This is a genomic window from Bradyrhizobium sp. ISRA430, from assembly GCF_029909975.1.
Classification (GTDB): domain Bacteria; phylum Pseudomonadota; class Alphaproteobacteria; order Rhizobiales; family Xanthobacteraceae; genus Bradyrhizobium.
Genome location: NZ_CP094516.1, coordinates 6,989,674 through 7,004,504 on the forward strand (window position 1 = coordinate 6,989,674; position 14,831 = coordinate 7,004,504).

A 14,831-nucleotide genomic window follows, 5' to 3' on the forward strand; every position below is an offset into this window, starting at 1 on the left:
CGCTATTGTAGGGCGCGCGTGCGGACGGCTTTGCTCTACCGAGCTACACCATCACTGGGGACACGACCTGTTACTTTCGCTTGACCGATGTAGCTCCGGCTGTCGGCCAGTCCGAGGTTGCACCATAGCACGCAGGATCGGAGGACTGGAGACGCCGCGGAATGCCTATTACACGCGGCCAGCGCCGCACATTTAGCCGCGCGCCGGATGATCCTCTCGGCTGCTTTGCCTCTGAGCGATCTCAACAAGCGCTGCACGATGGTGTGCTTGCGGTGGGCCGAGCTGTCCGGTGTTGCTCAGCGAGGCGGAGACTTGCCAGCGCGCTCAGACGGGGCTACTCGGCCACCAACCAGCGCTCGATGTCGGCTGGGCTCGCGCAAATTGGGCAGCGAAACCGGTGACCGTGCAAGGCATACGCGGGAGCGGCGTAGGCGGTGCCGGTGCGAGCCTACATGGTCTTGGCGGGCGCGGAGGTATTCTCAAGGAGGTCGCAGCAAAGGTCACGTAGCTGCAACGATCGTCGCGAGTGGCGCAGTCGCTTTGCGTAGCAGTGAGATTGCGCGAGCGTATCGGATGGGAATCCTGTCAAATGGCACTACCAGATCTGGGCGTTTTGCAAGCACTGCCTCCTCCGTAGGATCACAGCAAAATCGCATGCACATAGGCGTGTGCAAACAGCTTCGAACCGCGGAAAAGAGCGCTATGACTAACATCAATCTCAGCTCCCCGTCTATTGCAGGTGCACGCGGCGGACAGCGAGCCATCACCGACCAAATAGTCCTTAAATGGAGAGCGCTGGCCCCGAGACATCGAGGTTTCCAGATGATACGAGGAATGAAGCCGATGGCGCGGATGGCTGTAGCAAGAAGGCGCGCGCTCGCCATGTACGATCTCGACCGGTGCTGCGCAATCTGGTGGCTCTATCGTCTCCATTTCGGGTTCACCCGCGACGTGATGTTGGGGCTCGTCGCGGTCACGGTTGCTCAGAAGAGATCCCGCTGCGGAATTTAGGAATCGTGGCGTCGAGCGCCTTCCATAAGGCTCGGCCACCGAACCTACCGCAGGTTACGCGTTTGGCTGGCGGACAAAAGCGTTGCTCAACGCTAATCGCCTCGAGTCTCTCCCCAGCCAACAAAGCGGCAAATCACATCGAGTACCGGCGGCCTGCGCAGGGGCGCTGATGGTGCCGGCAAACGCGACCAGCAGGCCGCGAAGTTCGAACCTGTGCTCGCACTTCACACCACAACTTGAAACCGGTCGACGGATGATCCTGCCCACAGCCGAGTTGTGAGTGGCCGAACGGTGGCGCAAGCGATCGTCGAGGATCTACGTACTGCGACGATGAGCAAGGCGGCCGCTGCGCAACATGCCGTCCTTACTAAGAACCGATTGTCAGGTTTGAGATTGTCAGGTTTGAGCCGGACGTCCAAAAGTCGACACTTACATGGGTCGGAAACGCCTGGAGAACCTTCAATTTTCAAGCGGCACGCTGCTTGCTCCATCGAAAGCCAGCGGACGCAATTCCCGCATGCCCGCGCTTTGAAGCCGAGTATGCATCTTCCGAATGCTTCCACTCACCTAGCAAGACGCTCAAGTCCGGCTGGCTAACTTCAGGACACTCCCATGAAAAATTCGCTTTTTCTCGCCGCGTCACTATCCATGAGCTGTTTGATGGCCGCGGGACTGTCCCAGACGCTAGCGCCTGCGACAGGCGCTGAGGATCCTTTTCTTTGGCTTGAGGAGATCGAAGGGCCGCGCGCATTGGCTTGGGCTCACACCGAGAACGACAAGACACTCAGCGCGCTCCAATCCGATCCACGTTACCAGCGCTTTTACGGGGAGGCGCTCCACGTTCTTCAGGCCAAGGACCGGATTCCGTACGTCTCATTGGGACGGCGCGGTCTCGATAATTTCTGGCAGGACGAGAACCAGGTGCGCGGCGTCTTGCGGCGCACGACGCTTGAAAGCTATCGCACCCAGAGCCCGCGATGGGAGACCATCCTCGACGTGGATGCTCTCGCTGACGCGGACAAGAAGAACTGGGTCCTTAAAGGGGTGAGCTGCCTTCCGCCCGAAGAGCGCCTATGCTTGCTCAACCTGTCCGAGGGCGGAAAAGACGCTGTGTTCGTCCGTGAGTTCGACGCAGTTGCCAAAACCTTCGTCACGAACGGCTTCGAACTTCCCGAAGGAAAACAGGAGGTCACTTGGGTAAACAGCGACACGGTCCTAATTGCACGAGATTGGGGCGAAGGGACCATGACACAAGCCGGTTACCCTTTCGTTGTGAAGGAGCTCAAGCGCGCTCAGTCGCTCGCGGAAGCGCGCGAGGTCTTCCGTGGCGAGGCGACCGATGTCGGGGCCACTCCATTCGTGCTGCGCGACAGTGAAGGCAGGATCCATGCGACCGGCGCCGTGCGCGACATCAGTTCGTTCGAGCATGAGTATGTGCTCTTTGGGCCCGAGCCGATTAAGCTCAATCTGCCAAAGAAGGCAGCCATCGGCGGCATCGCCAGTGGTCGCCTGCTGGTGACGCTCAACGAAGACTGGATGCCACCGTCCGGAGACACCCCCTTCTCAGCCGGCTCGATCATCTCGTATGACCTGGCCGAATGGAAGCAGGATCCGCTGCGCGCCAGACCCACGCTCGTTTTCAAGCCTGGGCCTCGACAAGCGCTCAGCAGATTCACCGCCACAAGAAACTTGTTGATCCTGACGATTCTCGACAATGTTCAGAGTAAGGCGTTCGTCTACAAGTACCATCAGGGCGCTTGGCGGGCCACGCCGATCCCGCTTCCAGAGAATGCGAGTGTCGGTCTGGCTGCAGCATCGCATGAAACGGACGAGGCGATGTTCACGGTCTCCAGCTTTCTTAGCCCGACGATGCTCTGGTACTTCGACGCTGCAACCGAACGCCTTGAGACACTGAAGGCGACACCTCCTAGGTTCGACGCCTCGAGACTTGTCGTCGAACAATTCGAGGCAATCTCGCGCGATGGCACCCGCATTCCTTACTTTCTGCTACGACCCAAGAGCGCAAGGTTTGACGGATCAACTCCAACGCTTCTCTATGGCTATGGTGGGTTTCAGACTCCGCTCGTCCCCTCTTACGTGGGCCTCACCGGACGACTCTGGCTCGAGCAGGGCAACGCGTATGTTGTGGCGAACCTGCGCGGCGGGGGTGAGTTCGGGCCCCAATGGCACCAGACTGCCCAAGGAGCAACGAAGCAGCGCACATGGGATGATTTTATCGCCGTCGCGGAGGACTTGATCCGGCGCAAAATCACTTCTCCCCGCCGGCTGGGCGTAGTCGGCGGTAGCCAAGGAGGCCTCCTGGTAGGGACCGCAATCACCCAACGACCCGAGCTCTTCAATGCGGCCATCTTACAGGTTCCGCTGTTCGACATGGTTCGGTTCACCAAGCTGGGCGCCGGAGCCTCCTGGATCGGCGAGTATGGCGATCCCACCATTCCCGAACAGCGCAAGTGGCTCGAGGCCTACTCGCCCTATCAGAGGTTGGTGCCAGGCAAGACCTACCCGGCCCCCTTCATTCTCACGTCCACAAAGGACGACCGCGTGCATCCAGCGCATGGCCGCAAGGCAGCGGCGAGGCTCGCTGCGTTGGGCCAACCGTACCTCTACTATGAGAATACCGACGGGGGGCATAGCGCCGCCGCCAACCTCATTGAACAGGCACGCCGGATCTCTTTAGAATATACTTATGCATCCCGGCGGCTTGTCGATGAGTGAGGTCGAGGACTAAGATCTACTTCAATGATGACGATTGGCGGACGACGTTATCGGCAGCGGCGTCAGCAAGCCCGTCTTTGCTCATTCTCCGCAGACTATGGTATCGCCCTGGGGATGAATCCGAGCGATCAGCTACGCCCTCACTCTCGCCTATCAGTCCGGGTAGGTCACTCAAGGCCGATTTCTCGTTAATACCCACGAGGCCTTCCGTGTGAACAGCCCTCAGGGGCAAAGCCGGTGCGTTAGCCTCTTGATTCCGAGGCTAACTTCATTGGCAGTGCGGATGCGGATAGGGATAGCGCCTTGACTGAGAGCATGTCTGAGTGGTTGCAGGAATTTCCGTGGCAGATTGAGCGGATATTGATAACCCACACGCACCATTGACCGACTGCGCAAAGACCTGTCAGCTTGCGGTAAGCTATCACAGATACAGAGCCCTTTGGGGTTAGCGGGATGTGGCAGGGACAGCGCTATTGCTCCAGATCGATCAGCGCCGAGTCACCTTTCCGCTAGTCTCAACGGCAGTGCGGATGTGGTAGGGACTAGTTGGCCTGGCTTCAGCCCCGGGTGGGTTAGGACCGAGCCGCACCCGCACTGTTTTACATCTCGCTCCGACCGATCGCGGTGGCTATCTCGACAAGCTTCGCAGGTACTCTGGCGAAGGTCGGTACACCACCTGAAAAGCTGAGGGCCACGTGCTTCCATTTCTGCCGCGACGCGCGCAATGAGTGGCGTTGGACACTACATACCGCCACGAGAGCCGCCTGAATCGCGAGTTCGGCCGCAAGCGCTTCGGCGATGAAGGCTATGCCATGGAAGAGTTGGTCCGAGGCTGGCAGCATGAGCCTGAACACGACCGCCGTCCGGATCAGGGTAACGCTCAAGGACGTGAAGCCGGAGGTGATGCGTTGCCTTGTCGTACCCGTCACCCTGCGCCTTGATCGACTGCATCTGACGCTTCAGGCGGCGATTGGCTGGACGAACAGCCACCTCTTCGAGTTCCTAGCTGGCGAAGGGCGTTGGGGCATCCCTGATCCCGACGGTGATTTTGCCCCCCAGCCGATCGATGCCCGCAAGGCGCGGCTCTCCGATATCGTTCAAGAGGCAGGCGCCAAGACGATCCATTATCTCTATGACTTCGGCGACAGCTGGGACCATGTGATCAAGCTCGAAAAATGGTTCGACAACACGACGATAGAAAGACTTCCCCTCCTGCTCGAGGCCACCGGTCGTTGTCATCCGGAGGACGTCGGCGGTGCGCCAGGCTATGCCGACTACCTCGATGCCATCGGCGACCCTACTCATCCAGAACATGAAAATATGCGCCTCTGGGGGCCCGAACAGTTCGATCCCAACGTCGTCGACCGGAAGACGCTCGAGGCCGCCGTCGCGACGGCTTCTAGATTCACCCGCGTGTATTGCTTGTCAGTCATTTGGTCCTCAGTCCCCGTTATCTGGCGGCGCCGTGTAGGGCAGCCTCTCAACCGATAGCTGCTTCTGGATTTCTTGCGGCATGCGCTCGGCGAGTTGCTTCTCCGCCTCGGTCTGCCATGCCTTGCGTGCGGCAGCATCTGGTTGCGAAATGGCTGTGTTCGGCATTTCGGAATATAGCCCATGCCTGAGTATCGATCCTTGCTGCGACGGATAGCCACGAAGGTGCCCCGGTTTGCGTGCACCAAGAAAGCGTTCCGGACAGTGAGCTTCGTGCTCCCGCCTGGGGTGAGCCTAAACGTACTGGCCCGTAGTCCGGCTGCGTCAATACTTGCGCCGATTGTGTTCAAGATACCGATCCGCAGCTTTGATGCCGTGAACGAAGCGCTTAGGTCGGACTGTGTGGTCCGCCGCAACTTGGTTACGCCGGGCTTGATCCGAGCGACATGCACACCCGCTCGGCCGCGATTGTCTTCAGGGCAACCTGGTGATTCCGAGGGAAGTCGCCCCCGTTCCGAGATGATGTCGCCCCTTTGGTGAAGGATCCGGCGGGGCCGCTGGTAGCGCGTAGAGTGCCTCCTTTTGCCTGAAAGCAAGGGGGCTTCATGCCGGCGCAGAGGTAGCGATGCGGAAGGTGCGGGAGATTTTGCGGCTCAAGCTCGGCGTGGGGTTGTCGCACAAGGCGATCGCCCGGAGCCGGGGGATCGCACCTTCGACCGTGCGGCTGACATTGGAGCGCGTCGGCGCTGCCGGCTTCTCCTGGCCGCTGCCGGATAATGCGACTGATACGATCCTGGAGGAGAAGCTCTATGGCCGGGCCGGAACGAAGCAGGGCCATCGACGCCGCGCCGAACCCGGCCGGTCGGCACGAGACACGATCATGTGCAGCGCGGCCACCCGCTCGGCATGCCCGTCGGCCTGCGTCAGGCAGGCGTCGACCAACAGGCCGTGGCGGTTCTCCATCAGCCCATGCCCGATGAAGCACAGCTTCGTTTCCTTGCCCTTACTCTTGCGGTAGAGCCTGGCATCGGGATCGGTGGTCGAAGCATGGGTGTCGTTCGAGCGGGTCTCACCATGGAAGTCCGCTTCGGCATTGCGCCCACCGCCTCGCGCCGGCGGCTCGCCAGAGCCGTCCTTCGGCTTGACACTCTTCATCGAGGCCCGGCCTCGATCAGCGTGCCATCGACCGAGAAGTGATCGCTCGACAGAAGCTTCGTCACCTTGGGCTGCGCCAGCACCGCCGCCAGGAACTTGGCCGCGATGTCGCCTTCCAGCAGTCGGTCGCGGTTCTTCGAGAACACCGAATGGTCCCAGGCCGCGTCGTCGACGCCGATTCCTACGGACCAGCGGAACAGCAGGTCGTCTTCCAGCCGCTCCATCAGAAGCCGCTCCGAGCGGATCGAGTAAAACGCCTGCAACAGCATCGCCCGCAGCAGCTTCTCCGGCGGGATCGACGGCCGCCCAATTGGCGAATAGAGCGCGGCAAACTCGCGCTCCAGCGCCGACAGCGCCTCGTTCACGATCGTCCGGATCGCTCGCAGCGGATGATCACGCCGCACCCGCGCCTCCAGGTCCAGTTGCCGAAAAACTCTCCCTGCGTAAATTCGCCAACGGAATCGAAGTCGCAGACCCAACTCAATCTTGAATCCATGCCGCCTAGCCCGCTCCGGCACCAACATTCGGCGATAGCACTTTAACCCACGATAAGTCGCACCTTGGATCGAAAGACAAGTAATCGCAAGTCAGTTCTTCACCCGGTTGAACGTCACGGGCTGTGAAAATTCGGCAATGATCGTCTTGGTACGTGTTTGGTTGACTGCTGTGATTCATGAAACGGGCGTTGTCAGCATTGTACTCTAGAACACCATCATCAACGTCGAGGTCTCTCGGATAGGCATGCTTGTCGAGTAAAGCTTGAAATGTCCGAGGTAAACTTTCGTACTGTTCAGGTGTCACGGCAATGTCAACGAGTGGGTTGTGAACCCAAATTAGTGCACCTTTAGGCAAAAGAGTAGCAGCGAAAAGTCCAATACCGCCAAACTGGTCTGGCTTCAAAATAGTTTCAACAATCAACACTGACATATCTCCCAAAGTCACTAACACCAGCAAGCTAACTAACGTGAGCCGTGCAATCTCCTGCAAAAATTGGTAGGATTGTTTAATCGTATCGCCGTCACAATCTCGGTTTTTCTTCGATCTCTGCATTCGTTTCGGCAGCGGCTGCTACGGATCAGGATCTCGGCTATCGCTCGATGAGGAGATGCTGCAGGACTGACCACGGTTCGCCTTCCGCGGCGCCGACGTCCTGGAGGTGCTGGAAAGAGCCGGCAAGAAAGTGGGTTTCCCGGTAACGTTCGGCGTCGATCACGGCAGCAAGTTCGTGTCGCGCGATCTTGATGGGTGGGCCTATGAGCGCGGCGTCACCTTGTCTCGCGTCCTGGCTAGCCGACCGACAACGTGTTCATCGACGCCTTCAACGACCGCTTCCGGGCCGAATCCTTCGATGCCAACCGGATCCTGTCCCTTGCGGATGACCAGGAGAAACCGGAGACTTGGCGCAGATATTATAACGAAGAACGGCCCCATGGTGCGATCGGCGATCACCCCGGAATTTTGCTGCACAACCACGTCGGCGTCCAGCCCGCCAACGTGATCGCGGCGCAAAACTCTAATTCTGGGTGGTCCAAAGTTCGGTATCGCTGCAAAAACCCCGAGGCCGTTGCCCGATGAAAGTTCAGTGGCAGGTACCGGGCAATTTGCCCAGGTATCCAAAAACGATGCGGCGACGCGTGACCGCCGCTGGCCGCGCGGCTCGTAGAGCTCCTGGTGATCGTCCACCGCTTTCGCCGCGACGCCGTCCTGTGCGGACGCCAGACCTTCACTGAGCGTTTCGCCGACGGGATATTGGCGTCATCCGCGCGGCGCACGGCGCGGCTGGACTCGACGGTCCAGCATCTCGTGTGGTGCTTAGCGGTCGACGGACAGGGGCTTTGCAAAACGGCTGATGCTGCCCGTAAGCAAGGACAGGCCTATGCGTTTTGTCCGACGCCACAACCGTTCGCAGACCGATTGTCTCAAGGTCATCGGCACTCACCAGGCTCGGCTGGGGCGGCGCATGAACGAAACGGCTATGTTCTCCGCGTCGAGACCCCAGAGCGGAGCTGAACGCAAGGTAGACGTTCATTTCCCTGAATCGAAGGATCACCTCAAGGGATCATAGCCAACAGTTAATCGAGCCATCCACCAGTGCCTGCCTTACTTGTTCGGCCCGTTCCTTGGACAGCTTCTCGGCCAAGCTGTGATCCTTTAGCGTCGGGAGTGTTTCTCGGCATCTACATTCGTGGATGATGGATGAGCCGAACGTCGTTGGGCCCTCCCGGCCCCAAGAGGGCGGTGTAGCGCTCGCCGCGAATGTCGTAGTTCTTTTCCGGCTGCGCCGCGTCCGGCAAGAGGCCCCAGCGGCCGAGCTTCGAGATCATCGTGATTGGGGCGGGTTGGGTCCCGTGCGAAAAGCCCTCAGGAACGGCGAATGATGCGGCGTAAATCTCGCGGGCCGCGGGCGGCGTCGTCTCAGCTCTGGCGGACACCGGAGCGGCTTGCTCCATCGTCTGTGCAAGCAGTGCTGGCGAGGGCCGATTCGCCGGCTGTGCGCTCGGCTGCGAAACGCTTTCCGGTCGAGATCCGAAATGAATGGTTGCGCCTGACAGATTGAGTGGAGAGCTGCCCCTCATCGCCGCCGCGGGCACGAACAGCGCCGTGAAGCGGTCGTTGTGAACTATGAAAGGAGCGGGTGGGGTGTCCTGGCTCGGCGGGACGCTGCTACCCTCATGCGCGCCTGACGTGCGCTGGTCGTCCTGCCGCGAGTTGAAGGAACGAACGGCCGCTCCTGAATCCACGGCGTGGTCATGACGCTCGGTGGTCTCGAGAGACGACGATGAGCCGGCGTTTTCCAGCATCGCCCACAGCAGATCCTGAGCGTAGTCTTCGGCAGGAAGGATCAACGGACCGCTGGCCCGAAACGGTGTGCCAGCCTCTTCAATCAGCTCGCGAGCGGCTGAATTGCTAGGCTCGCTGGGCTGGTGCCCAATGGCATCGGCTTGCGTCTGGCTTAGTGTCCTCTGCCTCTTCGCAGGCCTCAACTGGCCGGTGTAGTCCTCACCCATCAGGGCAGGGGCGTCCTCGCGTCCGGTGACTGCGTGTTCAGGGTGAGAACCGTCGGCCCTCTGGTGCTCAAGTCCCAAGATCTCGGCGAGTCTAAGGCCTTGTTCAGACAGATGAGGATAGTAGGGATTAGCAGAAACAGGATCCTCTGCGACCGCAGAGGTGCCAACTTGCGGCACTTCTTCCAAGTACGGTTCAAACTCCGCTTGCTGCTGTTGTGCTTGCGGCGCCGCGGCGTTGTAAGCAGCGAACTCTGGGTCGAATGGGTTGATGCTGTTAAAAGGGTCCATGTCCCCCCCTCGGTTCGAGTGTGTCGCTCTCGCTCTATTAGGATCAGCTGTCGACAAGCTGACGCACTCAGAGAATTCGGTGAGCCAAATGAGCCTGCCCGATCGCCACACTTCGCTCGAAAAACGCGCAAGATGCCGGATTGCGCTTCAAGTGGCACGCCCTTGCGGCATTTCGCGGTGTCCTGATGGATCGAGGCCGACCTGAACTAAAAGCAGTTCAGACCTTTGCCGGCCATAGCAGTCAAGGACCGCAACTGCCATCTGTTCAAATCGGACGACCACAACACGGCGATGGATGTGATCGCGAAAAGACTCTTTCAATCAAAGGCATAAAGGTCTTGGGACCGCTCATCGACATGCCGCACTGGGTGGCGGCATTCAGCAGATGTCGGATTGCGTGGCCGAACGAACGCGCCCGCGCGATCCTGGTGAATATTTATCGAAACGCCGATTGTCGAGCGGACAGAGTGTTGTCTCGATCGAGCGGTGTCCCATAAAGGGCGCCATAAAATGATTGCAGACTGATCGCCTGTCTCTTGGGACCCATGCCTATTGTGAGGCAGAGACTTATGGTGGCCGCCTCGCGACTTAACGGAGGGAACCGAATTAGAGGCTTTCACCCGTACTGTCGACCTAAGATAATCTGGACTTCGGCTCGCGCTTTCCCAACTGCAAGCGCATCGAGATCAGATATGTTCACTCGATCTCGTGGTATTCGGCCCGGTCGAAATCCGAGCCGAACAGCGCTGCTGCGGCGTCGTAGAGCGCGACGGTATTGACGGTTGACTGCATGGCGTACCAGGCGCGCAATGCCTCGATCGCCGATGCATGGGCTCGCAACTGTCGCGACGGGGGTTGGCAATCGAGCACCTCCAGCTTGGGCGGCTCCCGCTTCGCGCCGCTCTCGAGGATATTCCGATTGATTGTCATTTCTCTGCCTTTACCGTCCTAGTTGGTCCGCCAGACGCTATGCGCTCGCGACCAGCCCGCGAGTCTGCGCCGTGTTGACGGATCATTTCGCGATGGGACCGTTTGATGAAGGCGCGCTCGACGCAAAAGCCGGCGGTGACTGAAGCGGCTACCGCTAGGCCGCAGGCGACGTAGTCATCCAGCAAACTCCAAATTATGTTACTGCCGGCGACGACGACAAAAGTGAGTCCCATGGCGGTATTGCGAAATGTTTTAACCATGCTTGTTCCTCCAGCCGATCCGCGAGGGATGTTAACATTGCAACCAGGACGTTCCGCGGCGTTTGACGGGCATGATCCGTCGTATTTCTGCTAGATCAGCTTGTGCTCGCGCGCGGCTACTCTCGAACATCAAGAGCGATGTGGATGACGAACCGGCAGAAGACGAGGAGACGGCTCCTGCTCAAGCTCCTCGAAATTCTTGATGTCTAGGCCCGAGCGGTCTTGACCTGTTGGCAAGCAGATCAGGCACTTCCCCGAGCTGCGGGTCCAACGCTAATCGCAGCGCCGTATGGCCAGTTGAGAGACCAGATCCTCGGCGCGATGAGAGATTGCGAAAGATTGCGACAATGTGTCGTTATTCTGGAGCGAGTTGTCGTCTGCCTTGAGGCAGCCACTCAAGAACAAGATCGCCGCGTCTGTGACGCGGCGCGATCAATGGAGCATTTAAACCAGCTACTGATGCAAAAGCGCGAGCAGTTGGCCAGGTCGCCCCTTCTTTGCGGAGCTGGCTTCGCGGGGCCTGAACATGCGCCTGCATTGATCATCTCCCACTATGGCGCTCCTGTGATGCTGCTTTCTTGACTTACCCAATGTTACCCAACTTCGATCTGAATGGGTGCATATGGGCGGAAAATGGCGGTTAGCGTTCCCAACACTCGCGGCCCTGGAAGAGGAGGGGCACGTGAATTGCGGGCCAATGAGCCCAGAGGAGGGACTAATGCCAAGGACGCTAGCCGCTTTGCGCGGCCATTCGGCTCATTTTGTCAAAACCGCTCTGACATGCTCAACTCTCTTGGCGAGTGCGGCCGCATTTCCCGTCCAGACGAAAGCGGAGGATATCAACTGGCGCCAGTTCGAGGGCTCTTCGATCGTATGGGCTTACGACATCCATCCGTATGCTGACGCCGTTGCAGCACAGCTGCCTGAGTTCGAGAAGCTGACAGGCATCAAGGTGACACCCGAGCTTTATCCGGACGACGCCTACTGGAACAAGCTGACCATCCAGCTGAGCACAAAGTCGCCCTCGTGGGACGTCGTCGGCACGGGGATTCAGCCGGCTTGGGATCTCGCGCCCGGTCAACTGCTCGAGCCGCTCGACGGCTATCTGAACGACCCCAAGCTCACCTCGGCAAGCTATGACTACAAGGACTTCTTCCCCGCATTGCGGGACGCGCTGACTTGGCAAGTCAATGGCGGGCAAATCGAAGCAGGCCGGGGTCAAGTGTGGGCTATCCCGCACGGGTTCGAAAACATCCAATTGTTCTACCGGAAGGACATTCTGGACAAGCACGGTATCAAGGTTCCGACAACCCCGCCGGAAATGTCCGCGGCTTGCGAGAAGCTGAAATCTGCGGATCCGGCGATCACACCTCTGGGCGTGCGGGGAGTTCGCTTTTGGAGCAGCATCCACACGGCCGCAATCTCGATCGCCAAGTCCTACGGTGTGCACGACTTCGTCGTCAAGGACGGCAAGTTAGAGACTGGTCTCGATTCGCCCGAGTCGGTCGCCTTCCACAAGGACTATGTGGAGATGATCAAGAAGTGCGCTGCTCCATCCTTTGCCAACGACAACTGGTATCAGGTGGTCGATGGCATCAGTTCGGGTCGGACGGCGATGGCGATCGATTCCAACATGTTCGGGTTCTGGAACGATGTCGCGGGCAAGCCCGCTTCGGGCAAAATTGCATTCGCTCCTCCTCTGCGCGCTCCGAACGGTCAGAATTTTGAATCGAACATCTGGATCTGGTCCCTGGCCATGAATGCAGCTTCTCAGAAAAAGAGCGCAGCCTGGCTGTTCATTCAGTGGGCGACGTCAAAGCAGGTCGAGCTCAACGGTGCCGTCGCCGGGAAGCTCGTCAATTCTCCGCGCGCCTCGACCTGGAGCGACAAGGTGTGGCTCGACTATGCGGCGAAACCGGAATTCACGAACTTCGTGGATACCTTCAAAAGCGTGCAGGGCAGGGCTGCATTGGCCTTTACGCCGCGCGCAGGATTTGCCGAGGCAATGAACGCCTGGGCAGTCGCCATGCAGAAAATGGTCAACGGCGCGGACGTGAAGGCGACTTTGACCGACCTCGCCTCCGAGATCCGCTCCTCCATGTAAGGCGGTTGGGGGCGGCATAAGGGTTTGCCGCCTCCACCACGCCCGAGTATCTTTTGAGAAGTGAGCGATGGACCTTCAAGGCATCGACGCAATCGTGACGCTACAATCATCGGCAGACCAGCTGGCCTCGTCCAAAAGCGAGCAGGTGCAAAAGGCCGAGCAGAATGCTCTTGATTGGTGGAGCCTTGCCGCGATTGCCCCCGCAATCATCATTCTGCTTGGATTTCTTTTTCTGTTTTTCTATGGGGTCTTTCAATCACTGACCGATCTCAAGTTTGGCCGTCCCGTGGTTCGCTTCATTGGATTCACCAACTATGAAGTGGCAATCAAGACCCAAGATTTCTGGAATAGCGTGCGGGCGACTATGGCGTATGCCTGCTCCGCCGTGCTCGCCGAAGCGTTCTTTGGGCTTGCGCTCGCCAAATTGTTCGCAAGTGGGGTGTTCCTTGCCCGGCTGATGCGGCCCGTCATTCTCCTTCCCCTGGTCCTGCCGCCAATGAGCGTCGCCTTGATGTGGACCACAATGATGGATCCGCAGAATGGGATCCTGAACTATTTGCTTTCGCTCGTTGGGATCGGTCGGTTCGCATGGATTTCGGACGCCAGTACGGCGATGTTCTCGCTGGTTCTCATCGACATATGGACTTACACACCATTTTTTGCGCTCATCATCTTCGCCGGCTTGCAGGGCATCAACGATGAGGTCAGAGAAGCCGCGCGGGTCAATGGCGCGCGTGGTTGGGCAACGTTCCTCCATATCGAGCTTCCCCTCATCTCGCCGTACATTCTGATCGCCGCGGTATTTCGGCTGATCGAATCGCTCAACCAGTTTGATATCATCTTCGGAACGACCCAGGGCGGCCCGGGCGACAGTACTTCCGTGCTCTCGGTTCGCGCCTACATCACGGCCTTTCAAAATCTCGCCTTCGGGCGTGGTGCCGCGCTCATGGTTGTCAATTGGATGATCGTGCTTCTTGGGGCCTTTGCCATGGTGAGATTGTGGCGGTTGGTCCGGCACCGCGTAAGCTAGAGGAGGCTGACATGCGTTTCAATCGCTCAACGCCTGCAAGCTTGTTCCTTAATCTGCTGATTGTTGCTTGTACGCTGATCCTGACATTTCCGTTGGTCTGGATCGTGATGATGTCGCTGAAGCAGCAAGCTGAGGTCATGACCTGGCCGCCTCGCTTTATCTTCACTCCAACATTTGAGAACTTCCGCGTTTTGTTCGATGCCGCCCACGCCGGGGCAACAAGCTACGGCACCATCAAGGTTGATTTCCTGACCCCGGTCACCAATAGCGTCGTGATCTCGCTTGGTGCGGTGCTCGTATCGCTCGTCGCAGGGGTACCGGCAGGCTACGTCCTGGCGAGGCGTGATATCCCTATGAAGGAGGACATCGCATTCTTCATTCTGGGCTTCCGCTTCGCGCCGGCGCTCCTTGTCGTCATACCGCTGTTCAGCGTGTTCCAGACAGTCGGCCTTTATGACACCTATTTCGGTATGATCTGGGTCTATCAGGTCGTCACGCTGCCAATGATCATTTGGCTGAGCCGTTCATATATCGAGGACATCCCAAAGGATATTGAGGAGGCGGCCGCTATGGATGGCGCAAAGCCATTCCGGGTTGTTTGGCACATCGTTCTTCCGCTTCTAAAGCCCGGCTTGATAGGCGCTTCTTTGCTTATCTTCCTGCTTGCGTGGCACAACTTCGCGCTCGGCCTAATCCTCAGTTCGACGAAAGCACCAGTCACGGTCGCCTTGCTCAAGCTGCTCAATCCGGGCGTTCAGTTCTATCCGGTCATGGCTGCGGGTCTGGTGGTGACCATGATTGTGCCGGTCATCCTGATCATCCTTGGCCAGCGTCATCTCGAACGTGGTCTTACCTTCGGGGCCGTGAAATGAGCCCCA

General features: G+C 58.8%; 8 protein-coding genes and 2 pseudogenes. 6 read left to right on the forward strand and 4 right to left on the reverse strand.

Features of this window, described 5'->3' with window-relative positions:
* Window positions 1–1,623 precede the first annotated feature (1,623 nt).
* The gene (locus tag MTX21_RS33165; protein ID WP_280968754.1) at window positions 1,624–3,747 is read left to right on the forward strand and encodes a prolyl oligopeptidase family serine peptidase; all 2,124 of its coding nucleotides are present in this window, start codon (window positions 1,624–1,626) and stop codon (window positions 3,745–3,747) included.
* A gap of 840 nt (window positions 3,748–4,587) precedes the next feature.
* Window positions 4,588–5,238 carry a plasmid pRiA4b ORF-3 family protein gene (locus MTX21_RS33170; RefSeq protein ID WP_280968755.1) on the forward strand — a complete coding sequence of 217 codons (651 nt, stop codon included), beginning with the start codon at window positions 4,588–4,590 and terminating at the stop codon, window positions 5,236–5,238.
* Between the two features lie 816 nt (window positions 5,239–6,054).
* Here MTX21_RS33170 and MTX21_RS33175 read toward each other — a convergent pair.
* Both MTX21_RS33175 and MTX21_RS33180 read right to left on the reverse strand, forming a co-directional pair.
* Window positions 6,055–6,782, reverse strand: a pseudogene (locus tag MTX21_RS33175) (IS5 family transposase); the annotation flags it as partial.
* A gap of 52 nt (window positions 6,783–6,834) precedes the next feature.
* The gene (locus tag MTX21_RS33180) at window positions 6,835–7,383 is read right to left on the reverse strand and encodes an SET domain-containing protein (protein WP_280968756.1); all 549 of its coding nucleotides are present in this window, start codon (window positions 7,381–7,383) and stop codon (window positions 6,835–6,837) included.
* A 70-nt stretch (window positions 7,384–7,453) separates the two neighbouring features.
* On the opposite strand from MTX21_RS33180, the pseudogene MTX21_RS33185 reads away from it, so the two are divergent.
* A pseudogene (locus tag MTX21_RS33185) lies at window positions 7,454–7,803 on the forward strand (integrase core domain-containing protein); the annotation flags it as partial.
* A 707-nt stretch (window positions 7,804–8,510) separates the two neighbouring features.
* Here MTX21_RS33185 and MTX21_RS33190 read toward each other — a convergent pair.
* Window positions 8,511–9,629 carry a hypothetical protein gene (locus tag MTX21_RS33190; RefSeq protein ID WP_280968758.1) on the reverse strand — a complete coding sequence of 373 codons (1,119 nt, stop codon included), beginning with the start codon at window positions 9,627–9,629 and terminating at the stop codon, window positions 8,511–8,513.
* Window positions 9,630–10,325: 696 nt separating this feature from the next.
* Entirely contained in the window at window positions 10,326–10,559 is a 234-nt protein-coding gene (locus MTX21_RS33195; RefSeq protein ID WP_280968759.1) for a hypothetical protein, read from the reverse strand.
* Window positions 10,560–11,537: 978 nt separating this feature from the next.
* On the opposite strand from MTX21_RS33195, the gene MTX21_RS33200 reads away from it, so the two are divergent.
* The 3 genes from MTX21_RS33200 to MTX21_RS33210 all read left to right on the forward strand — a co-directional run bounded on the left by MTX21_RS33200 (window position 11,538) and on the right by MTX21_RS33210 (window position 14,825).
* Window positions 11,538–12,923 carry a sugar ABC transporter substrate-binding protein gene (locus MTX21_RS33200; RefSeq protein WP_280968760.1) on the forward strand — a complete coding sequence of 462 codons (1,386 nt, stop codon included), beginning with the start codon at window positions 11,538–11,540 and terminating at the stop codon, window positions 12,921–12,923.
* A 67-nt stretch (window positions 12,924–12,990) separates the two neighbouring features.
* A complete protein-coding gene (locus tag MTX21_RS33205; RefSeq protein ID WP_280968761.1) occupies window positions 12,991–13,953 on the forward strand; it encodes a sugar ABC transporter permease in 963 nt (320 codons plus the stop codon).
* An 11-nt stretch (window positions 13,954–13,964) separates the two neighbouring features.
* Window positions 13,965–14,825, forward strand: coding sequence for a carbohydrate ABC transporter permease (locus MTX21_RS33210; protein ID WP_280968762.1), 861 nt, complete (start codon window positions 13,965–13,967; stop codon window positions 14,823–14,825).
* Window positions 14,826–14,831: the final 6 nt, after the last annotated feature.